Source organism: Acetobacter malorum, assembly GCF_002153605.1.
GTDB classification, from domain to species: domain Bacteria; phylum Pseudomonadota; class Alphaproteobacteria; order Acetobacterales; family Acetobacteraceae; genus Acetobacter; species Acetobacter malorum_A.
Window position 1 is genome coordinate 73,252 of sequence record NZ_JOPG01000007.1, and the last position, 15,264, is coordinate 88,515.

The window sequence follows — 15,264 nt, forward strand, 5'->3', positions numbered from 1 at the left end:
CCTGCTTGCTCTGCTCAGCGCGCCGAGGCGGCGTGGATATGGCGTTTCATGGTTTGGATTACGGTTGGCAGTCCGTCAAAAATTGCCTGCCCGATCAGGAAATGTCCGATATTCAGTTCCATGATTTCGGGAAGAGCTGCAACAAGACCAACATTTTCATAAGTCAGGCCATGACCTGCATGCACTTCCAGCCCGGCTGCTGCCGCCTGTGTTGCTGCGGCGCGCAAACGGTCCAGCTCGCCAACCCGGCCTTCGGCATAGGCCCCGGTATGCAGTTCCACCACCTGTGCGCCTGCGGCGGCAGCGGCCTCAATCTGGTCGGGGTCCGGGTCGATAAACAGAGAAACGCGAATGCCTTTTTCCGTCAGAGCCTGCACGCGGGGTTTCAAAGCGGGGAGTTGCCCCGCCACATCCAGACCGCCTTCCGTGGTCAGCTCTTCCCGTCGTTCCGGCACAATGCAGCAGGCATGGGGCAGGAGTTTGCAGGCAAGGGTGACCATCTCATCCGTGGCGGCCATTTCCATATTCAGCGGCGCTTTGATTTCCGTGCGCAGGCGCTGGAGGTCGGTATCCCGAATATGGCGACGGTCTTCCCGCAAATGCGCGGTAATGCCATCCGCTCCGGCCTGCACAGCCAGCAGGGCAGCGGCAACCGGATCCGGGTGCGCACCGCCACGGGCATTCCGCACGGTGGCGACGTGGTCAATATTCACTCCAAGCCGAATGGCGGGGCGGGATGTCGTCGTCATGATGCCTTCCTTCGGTTGTCGGCCAGTTCTGCTGCCAGCCTCAGTGCGGCCAGCAGGCTGCTCGGGTCAGCCTGTCCGGTCCCTGCAATATCAAAAGCTGTGCCGTGGTCAGGAGATGTGCGAATAATGGGTAGACCCAGCGTGATATTCACACCCTCCGCCATATCCAGTGTCTTGAGCGGGATAAGCCCCTGATCATGATACATGCACAAGGCCACATCATATCGGGCTCGTGCATCCGGTGTGAACATCGTGTCCGGCGGCAGAGGGCCGAAAATGGTCATGCCCTCAGCCTGCAGGGTGCGGATGGCCGGAATGATGCAGTCCAGCTCTTCCCGTCCCATTAGGCCGCCTTCACCCGCATGCGGGTTGAGGCCCGCGACTGCCACGCGCGGGCTGGTCAGGCCAAAATCGCGTTTTAATCCCTGCACCGTGGTGCGGGCGGTGCGGATAATGAGTTCAGGCGTCAGTTGCTCAATCGCTTTGCGCAACGCCACATGGACGGTCACGGGCACAACCTTAAGAGACGGGCCAGCCAGCATCATCACATCCTGCCCGGGCACGCCGCACAGTTCGGCCAGATAGCCCGTGTGGCCGGGGTGCGTGAACCCGGCCTGCTTCACCACATCTTTGCTGATGGGGTTGGTGACCACCGCAGAGGCCTCGCCAGCCTGCACAAGGCGCACGGCCTGCGTAATGCTGTCGATCACGCTGCCCGCGTTTCGGCTGTCCGGCGTGCCGGGGGTAACGGGCACAGCCAGAGACAACGGTAAAACCGGAATGGCATCCCGAAACACCGTGCGTGCCTCGGCAATGTTGCCAAGCACACGCACGGGGGCCTCTGTTTCCAGAAGAGCCGGGTCTCCCAGAAACACGAAGGCCGGTCCGCTTTCCCGCAGCGCCTGCCAGGCCTTCACGGTAATTTCCGGGCCTATGCCTGCCGGGTCACCTTGTGTCAGCACCAGCATGGTGGTCAGTCCCTCATTGGTTGTGTCAGTGGGTTTTCCGGGCAGCCAGAGCGTAAAGCACCCGGATCCATGAGCGCATGCCTTTGTGGAAGCATGTCAGGTCATACTTCTCATTGGGGGAATGGACGCGGTCATCTTCCAGCCCGAAGCCAATCAGCAGGGAGTCCATGCCCAGCGCTTCCTGCACTTCAGTGACCACAGGGATGGAGCCGCCACAGCCGATGACGGCTGCGGGATGCTGCCACTCTTCTTCCAGTGCCTTCAGAGCCGGAGGCAGGAACGGCATGTCGGCCGAGACAATGCTGGCGCGGGAGCCACCATGCGCCGTGAACGCTGCTTTACAGTCTGCGGGCAGGCGGGTTTCAACATGCGCGCGGAAGGCAGCACGAATAGCGTCCGGGTCCTGTGTGCCAACCAGACGGAAGGAGACTTTCGCCATGGCTTTGGAAGGCAGAACGGTCTTGAAGCCCTTTTCCTCATACCCGCCGCTGATGCCGTTAATCTCGCAGCTCGGGCGGGACCATGTCTGTTCAAGGGCTGTATAGCCAATCTCGCCAGCCGGCAGGCTCAGGCCAACGGGGGCCAGACCTTCTTCATTCGTGGGGCCGATCTTGCGCCACAGGGCACGAGTTTCCTCCGGAATAACCGGCACACCTTCATAAAAGCCCTGAAGCGTGACGCGGCCCGTTGCGCCATCACGCAGGTCCGACAGGATGTCGCACAGAAGCTGGATGGGGTTGCGGGCTGCGTTGCCATACATGCCAGAATGCAGGTCACGATTCGCGCAGGTAATGGTGACTTCCTCGCCCACCATGCCGCGCAGCATGGTGGTGATGGCGGGCATGCCACGGCCCAGCATGCCGGTGTCGCAAATCAGCGCGACATCCGCTTTCAGCTCATCCCGGTTGGCTTCCAGAAACGGCAGCAGATTCACGCCGCCAGATTCTTCCTCGCCTTCAATCAGCATGGTGACGCTCAGCGGCAGCGTGCCGTCGGCAGCACGCAGGGCGCGGCAGGCTTCCACAAAGGTCATCACCTGCCCCTTGTCATCCGCAGCACCCCGGGCCGTGATTTCCATGTCACCCGTCGGTCCTTTGACCAGAACCGGTTCAAACGGAGCGGAAGTCCACAGGTTCAGCGGGTCAACCGGCTGCACGTCATAGTGGCCATAGAACAGCACATGCGGGGAGCCTTCCGGCCCCTTGGCATGGGCGACGACCATCGGGTGACCTGGGGTTTCACGCGTGCTGGCGTCAAAACCAATCTCACTCAGTTCCGTCACCAGCCATTCCGCTGCCTTGCGGCAGTCGGGGGCATGGTCGGGCTGGGTGGAAATGCTGGGAATACGCAGCAGGTCAAAAAGACGTTTCAGGCTGTCATCCAGCCCTTTGTCTGCCAGATCAAGAGCGGCCTGTTCTGTCATTTTTTTATCCTCTGCGTCGTAGGGCCTCAAACACGTCAGGCTCAGCGGCCTGTGGTGCTCATGCAATCACACGATTTGGAGGCAGAGGAAAGGTCAGAAACCGTCAGGGGTGAAATCAGCCAGGAATTGATACAGCAGGTTGGGCGTATAACCGTATTCCACGGCCTGCACTGCTTCAGGGTGCGTGATGCGATACCATGCCGGGTCAAACTGGCTGGAAAGCTGCACCGTATCCGGCATGCTTTTGTCTGCGTGCAGCAGATGGATAAACGGGGAGAGGTGCGCCAGTTCCGGGTTTTCCGGCCTGTTGCGGATGTAGATGTCCGGGTTGAAAAACAGATGCCCGGACCGATGCTCTTTATCCCCGGACCGTAGAAAATGGTCATAGCCATTGGCAAACCCGTTTTTCTCGAGGTTGGGCAGGCTGATGTCCGGGGAGCTGGACGTATAATACCGCTCCGAGAACAGGTAGTGGGGGGACTGTGTTTTGAACCCGCTGCGGCAGTAATGTTCAAAGCCGGACCGGCAGCGATTAGCGGCAATCTCAGCCAGTGCTTCCGAGCAGTTCCGCCGATACCATTCTTCATCAAAATAGCGGTTGGGAGAATGGCCGGAAAATGCCCCCTGATCCTCATACCACGCCTTAAGGTCCGCATCGGGAAGCGAGAGGACGTCTCCCAGAACAGTTTTATATTCCTGTCGGTACCACTCCGGGTCAAAGGCTTTCCAGAGGGGAGGGAACTGGAGTGACGTCATCGCATCAGGCTTTCTTCAAACGAACAAGAAGAACAGGGCGCCGGGATTGATCAGCCCTGAGCGCGGCGGTTGCGCCAGAGTTCTGCAAAGTCGATCTGCTGGACCACAATCGGCAGGAAACCTGCTTCACGGCTGAGTGTTACCAGTAGGTTCCGCGCACCAGGGAACAGCATGCGGGGGGCTTCAATTAGCAGGAGGGGCTCAAATGTTTCTGCCGTGGAGTGGTTGAGTGTGAAAATCCCGGCATAGGTCATTTTGGTTTCAAACAGACGCACCGGGTCTTCCCCATTCGGGCCGGGAGCCGTCTGGCCCTGGCAGTGCATGACCAGCTCGACCTCAAAATTCGGCATGTTTTCGCCAATCTGGTTGGCGCGGACATCAACCATAATAGCAATCTGCGGCCGTTCCTGAGCCAGTGCATAAACGGTCGGGGCACCAATAACCTGAAATGTGACGGCTTTGACGTATTGAATCCCCATCAAAACGCCCGGTTTTGCGGAGGAGCTTGCGGCACCGCCAATGGAATCTGTCATAAAATCGTTGTGGTCGGCCATGGTGTGCAAAGGCTCCTGTCGTCAAATTTCAATCTATGCTGGATAAGGAAGAAATGCGGCAAAGTCCGGAAGGAGTAACAGATTAGTACCTGATGCGCGAGGGGGATAGTCGGTTTATTGCTCCGTGGGAGCAGTATTAAAATACAAACCTTAACAAAAATTTGGGGTATAGCGATGTAGTCACCTTTTACGTCTTTCTTTCATCTGCTTCCTTGCTCTCCGTACACTGGAAGGCTACGAGAAACCCCATGATCAGACTCACTGTTGTTATCCCTTTCCTGCTGGCTCTTGTCATCTTCAGCGCCAGTAATCAGGACCCGCTGGATATGTGGCTGCTCACCTATAGCTGGAAATGTTCAGCTGGTGTGCTGGCCCTGATCGTCGCGGCAACGGCCTTCATCATGGGCGCGTTCTGCCTGTGGGCAGCCGAGCTGGTGCAACGCCGCCGTGCCCGCAAGGCGGAACAGCGGATTAAGGAGCTGGAAGCGCAGCTCGCACAGGTGCAGGCAGCCTCCGTCGTTGCCCAGCAGAGTGTCGCTCCCGCACCGCAGGTGGCTGGTCATGCCTCTCCTTCTCCTCTTCAGGAAGATCGTATCTGACATGAAGCGTAAGACTGGCCTGATTGCGGCACTCGATACACAAAACGCCGCGACCGCGCAGGCATGGGCACAGGCCGTGGGGCCGTCTGCCGGAGCGGTGAAGCTGGGGCTGGAATTTGCCTACGCGGCAGGGTTTCAGGCTGTGGCCGATGTGGCGGGCACAACCCCGCTGTTTCTGGACCTCAAACTGCACGATATTCCGAATACGGTTGCGGCAGCCGTTAAATCCCTGTCCAGCCTGCGCCCTAAAATGCTGACGCTCCATGCCTCTGGCGGTCTGGCTATGATGGAAGCCGCGCGCAAAGCGTGTGATGAAGCTTTTCCCGCTGATGCACGCCCCGCACTGCTGGCTGTCACGGTGCTGACCAGTCTGGATGATCACGCTCTGGCGGAAACCGGCGTGATGGACGGCGCACGGGCGCAGGTGCTGCGGCTGGGTAAGCTGGCTATGCAGGCGGGAATTGATGGACTGGTTTGTTCTGCGCATGAGCTTGCTCCCCTGCGGGATACGCTGGGGGATGCCCCCTTACTGGTCACGCCGGGAATCCGGCCCGCTGGCAGTCAGGCTGGGGACCAGAAGAGGGTTATGACACCTGGCCAGGCCAGTCAGGCCGGGGCTGACTGGATTGTGGTCGGTCGTCCCATCACGCAGGCTGCTGACCCGGCTGCCGCGGCTGCTGCCATTGCGGCAGAACTGGCTGCGTAACATGGTGCATCATCCGGCCTCCGCTGCTCGTGGCGTTAAAATTTGCGGGCTGACGGAAGAGGCCGGGTTTGATGCCTGCGTCACGCATGGTGCTGATTGGGTGGGGTTCGTTTTTTTTAACCGCTCCCCACGCTGCGTGACACCCGCTCAGGCCCATGCGCTTTCTGCCCGGCATGCCGGGGGGCCGGCGCGGGTTGGGCTGTTTGTGCATCCAGATGATGAGACCATTGCCCGTGTGCTGGATGAAGTCTCTCTGGATATTTTACAGATCTACGCCTCTTTTGAGCGGGCCACTGAGGTGCATGCGCGCTTCGGGTTGCCTGTCTGGCTGTCTCAACCGGTGTCCGCACGGGCTGATTTGCCTGCGCGCTGCCCTATTGGGGTAGAGAGGTTGCTGATTGAGCCCAAGCCTCCCGCCAGCGCTACGCGCCCCGGAGGGAATGCCCAGAAGCTGGATTGGGGTCTGATGCAGGGCTGGACGCCGCCTTTCCCGTGGATGCTGGCGGGTGGCCTGAACCCGGACAATGTGGCGGAGGCTGTTGCGATAACCGGCGCTCCGGCCGTGGATGTGTCATCCGGGGTGGAAAGTGCTCCGGGTATCAAAAGCCCGGATGCCATTGCCCGCTTCATCCAGAATGCCCGCTCGGTCACTTTTTCTGCCTGACAGGCAAAAACGCTCGTTTTCCCTCTTGCCTGATCCGTCAGAGTTGCTATTACCACTCCCGCGCCGGAGAGATGGCCGAGTGGCTTAAGGCGCACGCTTGGAAAGCGTGTGTACGTTAATAGCGTACCGAGGGTTCGAATCCCTCTCTCTCCGCCAATCACCCTTACAATGTAGTTTCAACGCGTATCACAAATGGCGGATTTCTGCGGATATCCTCTCAATTCGTGTTGCATCACGACTCATCAAATTGCACTCTATCCCACATCACGCGTGGTATGGAGTGTGGGAATAGATGGGCCGGTTATCAGCGACCTCTGTGAAAGTCACCAAAGAGCCTGGACGCTACGGAGATGGCGATGGGCTCTATCTTGTCGTGACCCCCTCGGGGAGCAAATCCTGGGTTTGCAGGGTTCAGAAGAACGGCAACCGACGAGATATCGGTTTAGGCAGCGTCAAGAAGGTACCCTTGGCTCTTGCTCGGGAGCGCGCCGTCAAAACACGAATGCAGGTCGAGGTTGGACTTGACCCCGTCTCAGAGCGTCGCAAAGAGGCAGGCATCCCTACATTTCGTGAAGCCGTCTCTCTGGTCTTTGCCGAGAACAAGGCGAACTGGAAAAATCAGAAGCACCGCGCTCAGTGGTTGTCTACGTTAGAGCGTTATGCCTTTCCCATCATTGGTGACCTCTCCATCTCAGAGCTCGACGGGCATCATGCTCGCGATGTTGTCGCTCCTATCTGGCTTGAGAAGCCCGAAACAGCGCGCCGGGTCCGTCAGCGCATTGGCAGCGTCGTGGATTGGGCTATTGGCAAAGGCTACCGAACCTTACCGTTGCCGCTCGCAGCAATGGACAAATCTCTCCCGCGAATCAAATCCAAGCCCGTTCATCATGCAGCACTTCCCTACGCGGAGGTGCCGCAATTTCTGTCTTATCTCCAAGAAGGAGATTCGATTGGTCGCTTAGCCCTGTCCCTCTTAATCCTCACGGCAACGCGCTCTGGCGAGATCCGGGGCGCAACCTGGGATGAAATTGACTTCGAGCATGCTCTCTGGACGATCCCGGCTGAGCGTATGAAGGCAGGCCGGGAGCATGTCATCCCTCTCTCATCCTCAGCACTCGCGCTGTTGCAGAAAGCTGCGACCTATAGGGAGGCGCGGAGTCCTCTGGTCTTTCCAGGGCAGCGAGGAGCGAAGCCGCTGTCGGACATGACGCTGACTAAAATCTGTCGCGACGCCAAGATCGAAGCCGTTCCACATGGTTTTCGGTCGTCTTTCCGCGACTGGGTTGCAGAAGAAACCACCTTTGATGGCGATATCGCCGAAATGGCCTTGGCTCATGCAATCGGGAATAAGGTCGAAGCTGCTTATCGCCGCGGCAATCTGCTCGATAAACGGCGCGTGATGATGCAGGCTTGGGCGCAGTTTTGCTCGCAATCGAAATCATAAATCATTTAGGTTGATCTGGTTTTCAACTGAAATGAGCGGAATGGGTCATGATCACACCGTGGGAAAATGCCTTCACCGTTGGGGGGTATTTTGTAAACCCTGATCTTCCATCGGACGGAAAAAGGCGAATATTAGGATATTCCAAGTCATCTATTGTCCAGATGGCTTATATTTTCTTCGCTCGATATCTAGTTTCAATTTTCTCAGCGATATTTCTTTTGGCATCTACGCTAGCATTTGTTCTCAATGAGATATTTCACAGAACATCTCATCAAAATATATTGTTTATTTTTATAATTTCAGCTTGTGCGTTCTTTCTTTCAATTTACGCGTGCGATCGAATTCATTTTACTCGCTTTCGCGTTCCGTTTCTCACCCTACCGGATGAAAGTTCTTTTCCCGAGTTGCGCCCCTTAATCGCAGCATTGCGATCAGGTGAATGGGAAGCAAAAACGTCGCAGGGTCTCATTCCAAACTATGTTTTTCAGAACCGCTGGTGGATTTTGTTGTTCTCTGGTGCAGACTTTAATGAGCGCCGCCGGTGGATTAATTGTTACTGGCGGACGGCGTACCATGGCGATGTTTGGGTCCGACGCGTTTCGGGCTCTTTACCTTGGCCGACAGATAAGCTTGAGCCGCCTTGTGACGTAAAAAACCAGAACAACACATCGAAGACATTGGTCGAAAAAGCTGTGTGCCACAAAAAAGCTGTGGCTATCATAACAAAGCGAACCGGGCGCTGGTTTGCGGAGGTTCCAAAAGATCAGCACGAGGCCTTCATTGAAGCCTATATTGGGGAGACCCATAAAATCGGCGAAGCGGCTGAGCAGCTCAAAATTGTCCTCCGCAGCATTATGAATCTTCCGAATGAAAAGGCGAAAGACACCCTGGACGAGTTGGCTGAATACGTTCTCAGTGTCCTCGAAAGTTCAAAACAGCAAGGGACGATCAAAACGATTTGGACGACAGACAGTCGTGATCCAAAGCCTTTGGAAACGATCAAAAAGATTATAGGGAATGGAAAAAACCATTCTTACGACAAGATACGCGATCGTGCTCTTGCGACGATCCGCAATGGTTTTGTGCATAAGAATATATAAATTCCAATGCCTTACGTTTTACGCCGTATGGCTTTCTATCTTCTTGGGTAAAAGCTCACGCATGGTGAGTCGCACGATTTAGGTTTGATCCGTTCCCCATCACTTGGAACGGATCATGATGACACAACACACGAACCTAAACCTTCTTCTCACGATTGATGATGTGCTCCGTATGACGGGCTATCGCAGCCGGTCGAGCATTTATCGCCTGATGAAGCGCTCCCAAATCCCGATGCCGATTATGGTCGGCGGAGGGCGCGTCCGATGGCGCTCTAGCGAGATCGAGCACTGGCTCAAGAGCCTCCCGACCCAATCCTACCGCTAGCGGCCTGAGGCGGCGCCTGCATCACCAAGCGCCGCGCCCCCTCAGACCTCTCGAACATTCTCACCCTTCCCATGACTTTGCGTCCTCGAACGCGAAAAGGATCTCGCATGCCCGTGTTCCTGAGTGCTTTTGCACGCCTTCAGTCCTGGCTATCGCCCGCTTCTGACCAGACCCTCTCGGTTAAAGCGCCCGCCCGTATCCTGCGGGGGGTTGGCCCGATCATCGAGAAGCTCATCACCGAAGACAAAATCGGCGAGAGTTACCGCTGCGCCACGTCTCATTGGTTTCGCTATGACGTGCCCTCTCTAGCCTACTATCTCGGCTCCACATCGACCTGTGTCATCGCTGGCCCGTTGCTGGAGCACGGCAAAGTCTACCGCCCAACAGGGGCGATCATTGAGACACCCGGCTTCGATGTTCGCCTGCCGCCAGAAGACGCCCACGATCTGGACCAACAGATTCGGCAGGCCATCGAAAACACGATCGTCGATTGGGTCGCGGAGTATCAAGAGCGCGAGCTTACCCCCGAGCCTCGCCATCCGCCGGGTTCAACAGTAGATCTCGACGCGCTTCTTGACGACACGGCGCCAGTGTTTCATCCAGACTCATTAGAGACACGGCCTACGCTGCCCAAAACACAGAAGCAGCGCCGTTCGACCTCCTCATCCAAGGGAGGTCAGCATGTCTAAACGACAGCCTGTCTTTCTCCCGATCGACCGACCCGAGACTTCGTCTCGGGCCACAAAAAGAAGAACACACCCCACGCACTGGCCTGCGGCTTTGAATGGCCGGTTTTCCCGAGTGCGATCCGCCTACACATCCGGCGATTTTGTTGGGCACCTTGGCGCGCATAGATTTTCCGAGAGTGCGGATTGCCTACACGGGAAAGTGCGGCCATGAGCACGGTCCAGCACACTCTGCGCCTGCCAAGGGCGCTCGATCAGGCTCTGCGCAAGCATGCGGCGGCTCGCGAGCTGACCCCTTATGCGCTCTTACAGCTCTGCGTGCGTAGCGGACTCGCGAGCGTGATCGAAGAGCGCGACCAAACCCCACTCTTCAACGAGATCGCGAGAGAGCTTGGAGCCCTCAGCGTCCGTGTTGCCCATGTCGAGCGCCTGACAGAACGCACGCTCTATGTCGCGTGTGCTGCCTATGTCTATGCCCGCACCGCAGCACCGGCCCGTGTCGATGACACCCAACTGACGGACGACATCACGGCCGCTTTTCAGCGCCAGCTTTCTCATGCCGGAGATGCCTCATGAGCAATGATCTCGACCAACGCGCTCATGCCCAGGCTTTGCGCGCCCTTCGACGCTCCGAGAGCGGCGCCCGAGCTCGCCAGGTTCTGCTCATCATCCTGTTTGTGGCCCTCGTAACTGGCCTGCTGGCCGGTCTTGCCACGACACAACGCGAGACACTGCGCCTGGCAAGCTCCTTTCTCTACGCAGAGGCACAACGCCCCGTCATGGCGATGACGGGCAGAGACGTTCCGATGCGCGTCATTATTGAGGGCAAAACCTACGACACCGGCGCGCAAGAGGTTCTGAGCGAGCCTTGGCTCCGGGTGCGCATGGTTGGCCTAATGGAGCGCGTCGTAATCGGCCTGATCTTGGGTTGTGGCGCCGCAATTGCGGGTCTTTGGCTCACCAAAGACAAACGACAGCGCAAAGCCGCTTCTGAGTTGGCGGATCGCTATATCAGCGGGACAGAATTGGTCTCAGCCCAAACGCTCGCCAAGGCCACGACCAACCCCGATGACCCAGCGCCACTCTTCATCGGATCAGTGCCGATCCCGCGCGGCTTTGAAACTCGCCATTTTGAACTGGATGGCTCGACAGGTTCTGGCAAGACCACAGCCATGCGTCAGATGCTCGATGGCATCGAAGCCCGTGGCGAGCCTGCGATCGTCTATGACATCTCCGGCACGTTTGTCGCTCAGTATTACAACCCCGTGCGGGGCGACATCATCCTCAGCCCCTTTGATGCCCGCGGGGTTTATTGGAATCTCTTTGACGAGATCCAGCATCCAGCGGATGCAGCACGGTTGGCGCGCTACCTGATCAACGAAACTGGAGACCGAGATCGAGATGTCTGGTTAGAGACGGCGCGCATCCTGGTCGCTAATATATTGCGCCAGCTTTGGGAAGAACAACGCGGAACACCGACCGCGCTGATCGAAGCGCTGCAATATATGACGAGCGAGGAGCTCGGCCGCTGGCTGGCGCATACCTCCTCAGCACGCACCTTTGCCCAGGATGCAGAACGCGCCACAGCCAGCGTGCTCTTTATGCTCGCCAAGGCCGTCAATCTGTTGATGTTCCTGCGGGCCGAGCCGGAACCGGGCACCAAAAGCTTCTCTTTTGCCGCATTCTTCCGTGGACTGGATAAGCACAAAGGCGGAACACGCGCCCCGTGGGTTTTTGTGCCGCGCAAGGAAGACTACTTTGAAGCCGTCAAACCGCTCATGGCGCTTTGGCTCGAATGTGCGGCCTCGGCGACGCTCGCATTGCCACCCTCAAACACGCGGCGTCTGTGGTTTGTACTCGACGAGTTCCCCGATCTTCCCCGCGTTGACAATATGACGCGGCTGCTACCCCAAGGCCGACAGTTCGGGGCGGCGGTCATTCTGACCTTTCAGACCATCGGACAGATGCGCAGCCGTTACGGTGAGCAAGATGCCCAGGCTATTTTAGGCAACTGCAACACGAAGCTGTTTCTTCAGCTCTCCGACACAGACAGCCGCGAGCGCGCCTCTGCCACGATCGGCAAGGTTGAGGTGGAGATCCAAACCGTCTCCGGCGTGATGGACACCAAGACACGGAAGCCCCAGATCACCGTGAGCTCTCGGCGTGAGGTCCGGCCTGCTGTGATGGAGAGCCAGTTCCGCCTGCCACCAGGGCGCGGTTATCTGCTCCTCCCTGATGGGCTTCCAGTGGCGCAAATCACCCTCAGCACAGACCACATTGCAGCCCGTGGCGCTCCAAAAGCCGCAGCTTTTGAAGCAATCGACCCAGCCAAAACATTCTGGGGCAAACAAGACAGACAGAATGCTGTGCGTGATGAAGCCGCAATTGAGGAAACCCCACCTAAGACGGTGCCAAAACCGACATCGGCCATTCCACCCAAACTCGCGCGTGATCAGGGGCCTGTCTAATGGTGGCGACCGTCTCCGGGCTGACCAATGCGGCGCAAGCCAGCGCCTATTATGAAGCCGATGACTATTATTCTGAGGATGGCCATGCGCCGTCCGCTTGGCGCGGAAAAGGTGCGGCTGAGCTGGGTCTATGTGGCGAGGTTGATATGGAGGCGTTCACACGCCTCCTCCACGGACAGATTTCCGAGGATCAGCGTCTGGGCACGTCACGTGATGAAGAATGGAGCCATCGCCCCGGCTGGGATCTCACCTTTAGTGCGCCGAAGTCCGTATCGATCATGGCGGAAGTGGCAGGCGATCGTCGTCTCATCGAAGCACATGAGGCGGCAGTCCAGCGCACACTTGCCCTGGCTGAGCAGCACCTGGCGGCAACCCGCATCCGGGAAGATGGCGAGGTTCGCCGTGAGGTGACGCAAAACCTTGTGATTGCAAGTTTCCGACACGGGACGAGCCGCGCGCTCGATCCGCAACTCCACAGCCACAACGTTATTTTGAACATGACGCAGGACCAAGACGGCCACTGGCGGAGCTTGGAGCCCCGCGCTCTGTATCAACTCCAAAAGCAGTTGGGGGCGCTTTATCGCCAAGATTTGGCGCATGAGGTGACAGAGCTAGGCTACGAGATCACCAAAGGCAAAGATTCGAGCTTTGAGATTGCGGGGCTTTCGCCTGAGAGCTTGGAAGCATTTAGCCAAAGGGCGCAGGCGATCGAGGCACAACTGGCGGAGCGTGGGAAGTCGCGCGCTCAGGCGAGTGCAGCCGAAAAGCAGACGATCGCGCTGGATACCCGGCAAGCCAAAGAGGCTGTGCCCCAGGCTGAACTCGTTCAGGTTTGGAGAGAGGTCGCAGACTCAGCCGGACTGACGGAGGAAAAGCGCCGCCAGCTTGTGGCAGAGGCTCAGGGGCGCCTGGCGGCGCAAGCCGATCAAGAGAGTTCCAACGCGTTTGGCCGGGAGCTCTTGGCGGATCAGGCTGTTGCTCAAGGGGCGGCGATGCTGGGCGAGCGCAATTCTGTCTTCGCCACGACAGCGCTGCATGAGGCGGCAGGACGCTTTGCGCTTGGTGCAGTCAGCCAGGCCGAGATTGCTGAGGCGATCACTCGGGCCGAGACAATAGGTGAGCTAGAGATGCGGACCTATCTCGATTATCGGGGGGCCGCCTTTGACGGCATGACGACCGCGACCAATATCGCCCATGAGATGACGCTCTTGCGGCTTGAAGAGGACGGACGGCAGAAAGCCGAGCCCATCCTCTCCCCCTTTGAGGCTGGCAAAGCCGTGGCTCAGGCCGAGCAGCGCTCAGCCCTCACAGGGCACGCCTGGAATGAGGAGCAGCGTGCCGCGACCGCGCAGATCCTTACAAGCGGCAATCAGATCGTTGGGCTCCAAGGCTACGCAGGAACCGCTAAGACCTCAACGGTTTTGGCAACGGTGGCGAAAAGCGCAGAAGGGCAAGGGTATCGCGTCACGGCTCTGGCCCCGACCGCCTCAGCGGCGCAGGTATTGGGGGATGCGCTGGACAGTCGAGCCGATACTTTGGCGCGTCATTTTCTGGCCCCTGGCCGCCCGACCTCCCAGCCTCAGCTCTGGATTGTCGATGAGGCGTCGCTTGTCTCCGCAACGGACATGGCGAAGCTCTTGAGCACAGCGCAGAGCCATCGGGCTCGGGTGCTTTTGGTAGGTGATATCAAACAGCTTGGCTCCATTGAGGCTGGAGCCGCTTTTGAGCAACTCCAAGAAGCGGGCATGGCAACCGCCAAGCTGACGACGATCTTGCGCCAGACCAATGAGCACACAAAAGCGGCCGTAGAGGCCAGCTTAGCGGGGAACGCCAAGAAGGCTTTGGAGGCCCTGGATCGTGGCGGCGGGCGTGTGGTGGAGATTGCCGGTCGCGAAGCCCGGTTTGCGCAGATTGCCGAGGATTATGCAGCTCTTAGCCCGGAGGAACGGCAGAAGACGTTGGTGCTCGAGCCATCGCGCGAAGGACGGGATGCTCTGACCCAGGACATTCGAGAAAAACTGATAGAGCACGGTCAGCTCGGCGTAGAGGCTCTCAAGGCGACGAAGCTTGTCTCCAAGGATCTGACCAAAGCGGAGGCCAAGCGGGCGGAGAGTTATGAGCTCGGTGATATCGTGCGCTTTGCGAAGGATTACGCTGATAAAGGCGTGTCTCGGCATGGCGCCTATCGGGTCATCCAGGCGGATGAGGCGAGAAATGTGCTCACGCTTCAAGATGAGCGCGGGCGAGAGCTGGCTTGGCATCTTCGACAATGGGGAGCGGCACAGGCTCAGGTCTATCGTGAGGAATCCTTAGAACTGCGCGTGGGCGATCGGGTGCAGTTTACGCGGAACGACAAAGCGGCAAAGCGCATGAATGGGCAGCTTGGGGACGTGATCGCAATCGACTCAGACCGAGGCCTTGCCCGCGTCAAACTCCAAAGCAACCGGATTGAGACAATCCGACTGGAGAGTGCACGAGACCGGCATCTCTCTCATGCTTATGTGTCCACCGCTTTTGCAGCTCAAGGACGAACGGCGGATCGGGTGTTTGCCAATGCGGAGAGCTCGGCCACCCATCTTTTGGAGCAGAAGAGCTTCTATGTAGCGCTCTCACGGGCCAAGGCTGAGAGCGTGCTCTACACGAATGACCGCTCGAAGATGCAAGTTGGGCTCCAGGAACGTGCAGGCATGTCGGCTCGCGCGGTTAAGGAACGGGGAGCCGATATGCAGGACGGGAAACACAAGGCGCGAGAAAAGGCACAGGGCGCCAGTCTTGCTCTGTGAGGCACGCCATTGTGCCCGCTGCAATCTTATGTAACCAAT

15 protein-coding genes and 1 tRNA gene are annotated in these 15,264 nt (G+C 58.2%); 11 read left to right on the plus strand and 5 right to left on the minus strand.

What is annotated here, in order from left to right; genetic code table 11:
- Positions 1-14 precede the first annotated feature (14 nt).
- The 5 genes from HK23_RS03465 to HK23_RS03485 all read right to left on the minus strand — a co-directional run bounded on the left by HK23_RS03465 (position 15) and on the right by HK23_RS03485 (position 4,450).
- Positions 15-749 carry a pyridoxine 5'-phosphate synthase gene (locus HK23_RS03465; RefSeq protein ID WP_086652875.1) on the minus strand — a complete coding sequence of 245 codons (735 nt, stop codon included), beginning with the start codon at positions 747-749 and terminating at the stop codon, positions 15-17.
- Entirely contained in the window at positions 746-1,717 is a 972-nt protein-coding gene (pdxA, locus tag HK23_RS03470) for a 4-hydroxythreonine-4-phosphate dehydrogenase PdxA (protein WP_086652876.1), read from the minus strand. The genes HK23_RS03465 and pdxA overlap by 4 nt, the downstream gene beginning before the upstream one ends.
- Positions 1,718-1,742: 25 nt before the next feature.
- A complete protein-coding gene (locus HK23_RS03475) occupies positions 1,743-3,140 on the minus strand; it encodes a dipeptidase (RefSeq protein WP_086652877.1) in 1,398 nt (465 codons plus the stop codon).
- 93 nt (positions 3,141-3,233) lie between these two features.
- Positions 3,234-3,896, minus strand: coding sequence for a glycosyl transferase (locus tag HK23_RS03480; RefSeq protein ID WP_086652878.1), 663 nt, complete (start codon positions 3,894-3,896; stop codon positions 3,234-3,236).
- 50 nt (positions 3,897-3,946) lie between these two features.
- Positions 3,947-4,450, minus strand: coding sequence for a protein-export chaperone SecB (locus tag HK23_RS03485; protein WP_086652879.1), 504 nt, complete (start codon positions 4,448-4,450; stop codon positions 3,947-3,949).
- A 248-nt stretch (positions 4,451-4,698) separates the two neighbouring features.
- On the opposite strand from HK23_RS03485, the gene HK23_RS03490 reads away from it, so the two are divergent.
- The 11 genes from HK23_RS03490 to mobF all read left to right on the plus strand — a co-directional run bounded on the left by HK23_RS03490 (position 4,699) and on the right by mobF (position 15,225).
- Positions 4,699-5,049 (plus strand): lipopolysaccharide assembly protein LapA domain-containing protein, encoded by a 351-nt coding sequence (locus tag HK23_RS03490; RefSeq protein ID WP_086652880.1) that lies wholly within the window; start codon positions 4,699-4,701, stop codon positions 5,047-5,049.
- 1 nt (position 5,050) lies between these two features.
- Positions 5,051-5,755 carry an orotidine-5'-phosphate decarboxylase gene (gene pyrF, locus HK23_RS03495; protein ID WP_086652881.1) on the plus strand — a complete coding sequence of 235 codons (705 nt, stop codon included), beginning with the start codon at positions 5,051-5,053 and terminating at the stop codon, positions 5,753-5,755.
- A gap of 1 nt (position 5,756) precedes the next feature.
- Positions 5,757-6,419, plus strand: a complete 663-nt coding sequence (locus tag HK23_RS03500) for a phosphoribosylanthranilate isomerase (protein ID WP_086652882.1) — start codon at positions 5,757-5,759, stop codon at positions 6,417-6,419.
- A 65-nt stretch (positions 6,420-6,484) separates the two neighbouring features.
- A tRNA-Ser gene (locus tag HK23_RS03505) sits at positions 6,485-6,575 on the plus strand.
- Between the two features lie 136 nt (positions 6,576-6,711).
- Positions 6,712-7,863 (plus strand): tyrosine-type recombinase/integrase, encoded by a 1,152-nt coding sequence (locus tag HK23_RS03510; protein ID WP_086652883.1) that lies wholly within the window; start codon positions 6,712-6,714, stop codon positions 7,861-7,863.
- Between the two features lie 47 nt (positions 7,864-7,910).
- Positions 7,911-8,963 (plus strand): hypothetical protein, encoded by a 1,053-nt coding sequence (locus HK23_RS14195; RefSeq protein ID WP_143217468.1) that lies wholly within the window; start codon positions 7,911-7,913, stop codon positions 8,961-8,963.
- A gap of 118 nt (positions 8,964-9,081) precedes the next feature.
- The gene (locus HK23_RS03520; protein ID WP_086652972.1) at positions 9,082-9,288 is read left to right on the plus strand and encodes a helix-turn-helix transcriptional regulator; all 207 of its coding nucleotides are present in this window, start codon (positions 9,082-9,084) and stop codon (positions 9,286-9,288) included.
- A gap of 107 nt (positions 9,289-9,395) precedes the next feature.
- Positions 9,396-9,977: a hypothetical protein gene (locus HK23_RS03525; RefSeq protein WP_086652885.1), complete on the plus strand. Its 582-nt coding sequence runs from the start codon at positions 9,396-9,398 to the stop codon at positions 9,975-9,977.
- Between the two features lie 207 nt (positions 9,978-10,184).
- Positions 10,185-10,550, plus strand: a complete 366-nt coding sequence (locus tag HK23_RS03530; RefSeq protein ID WP_256940048.1) for a hypothetical protein — start codon at positions 10,185-10,187, stop codon at positions 10,548-10,550.
- On the plus strand, positions 10,547-12,442 hold the full coding sequence (locus HK23_RS03535; protein WP_256940049.1) for a type IV secretion system DNA-binding domain-containing protein: 1,896 nt from the start codon (positions 10,547-10,549) through the stop codon (positions 12,440-12,442). Before HK23_RS03530 ends, HK23_RS03535 begins: the two co-directional genes overlap by 4 nt.
- Positions 12,442-15,225: a MobF family relaxase gene (mobF, locus tag HK23_RS03540; RefSeq protein WP_086652886.1), complete on the plus strand. Its 2,784-nt coding sequence runs from the start codon at positions 12,442-12,444 to the stop codon at positions 15,223-15,225. The genes HK23_RS03535 and mobF overlap by 1 nt, the downstream gene beginning before the upstream one ends.
- Positions 15,226-15,264 lie beyond the last annotated feature (39 nt).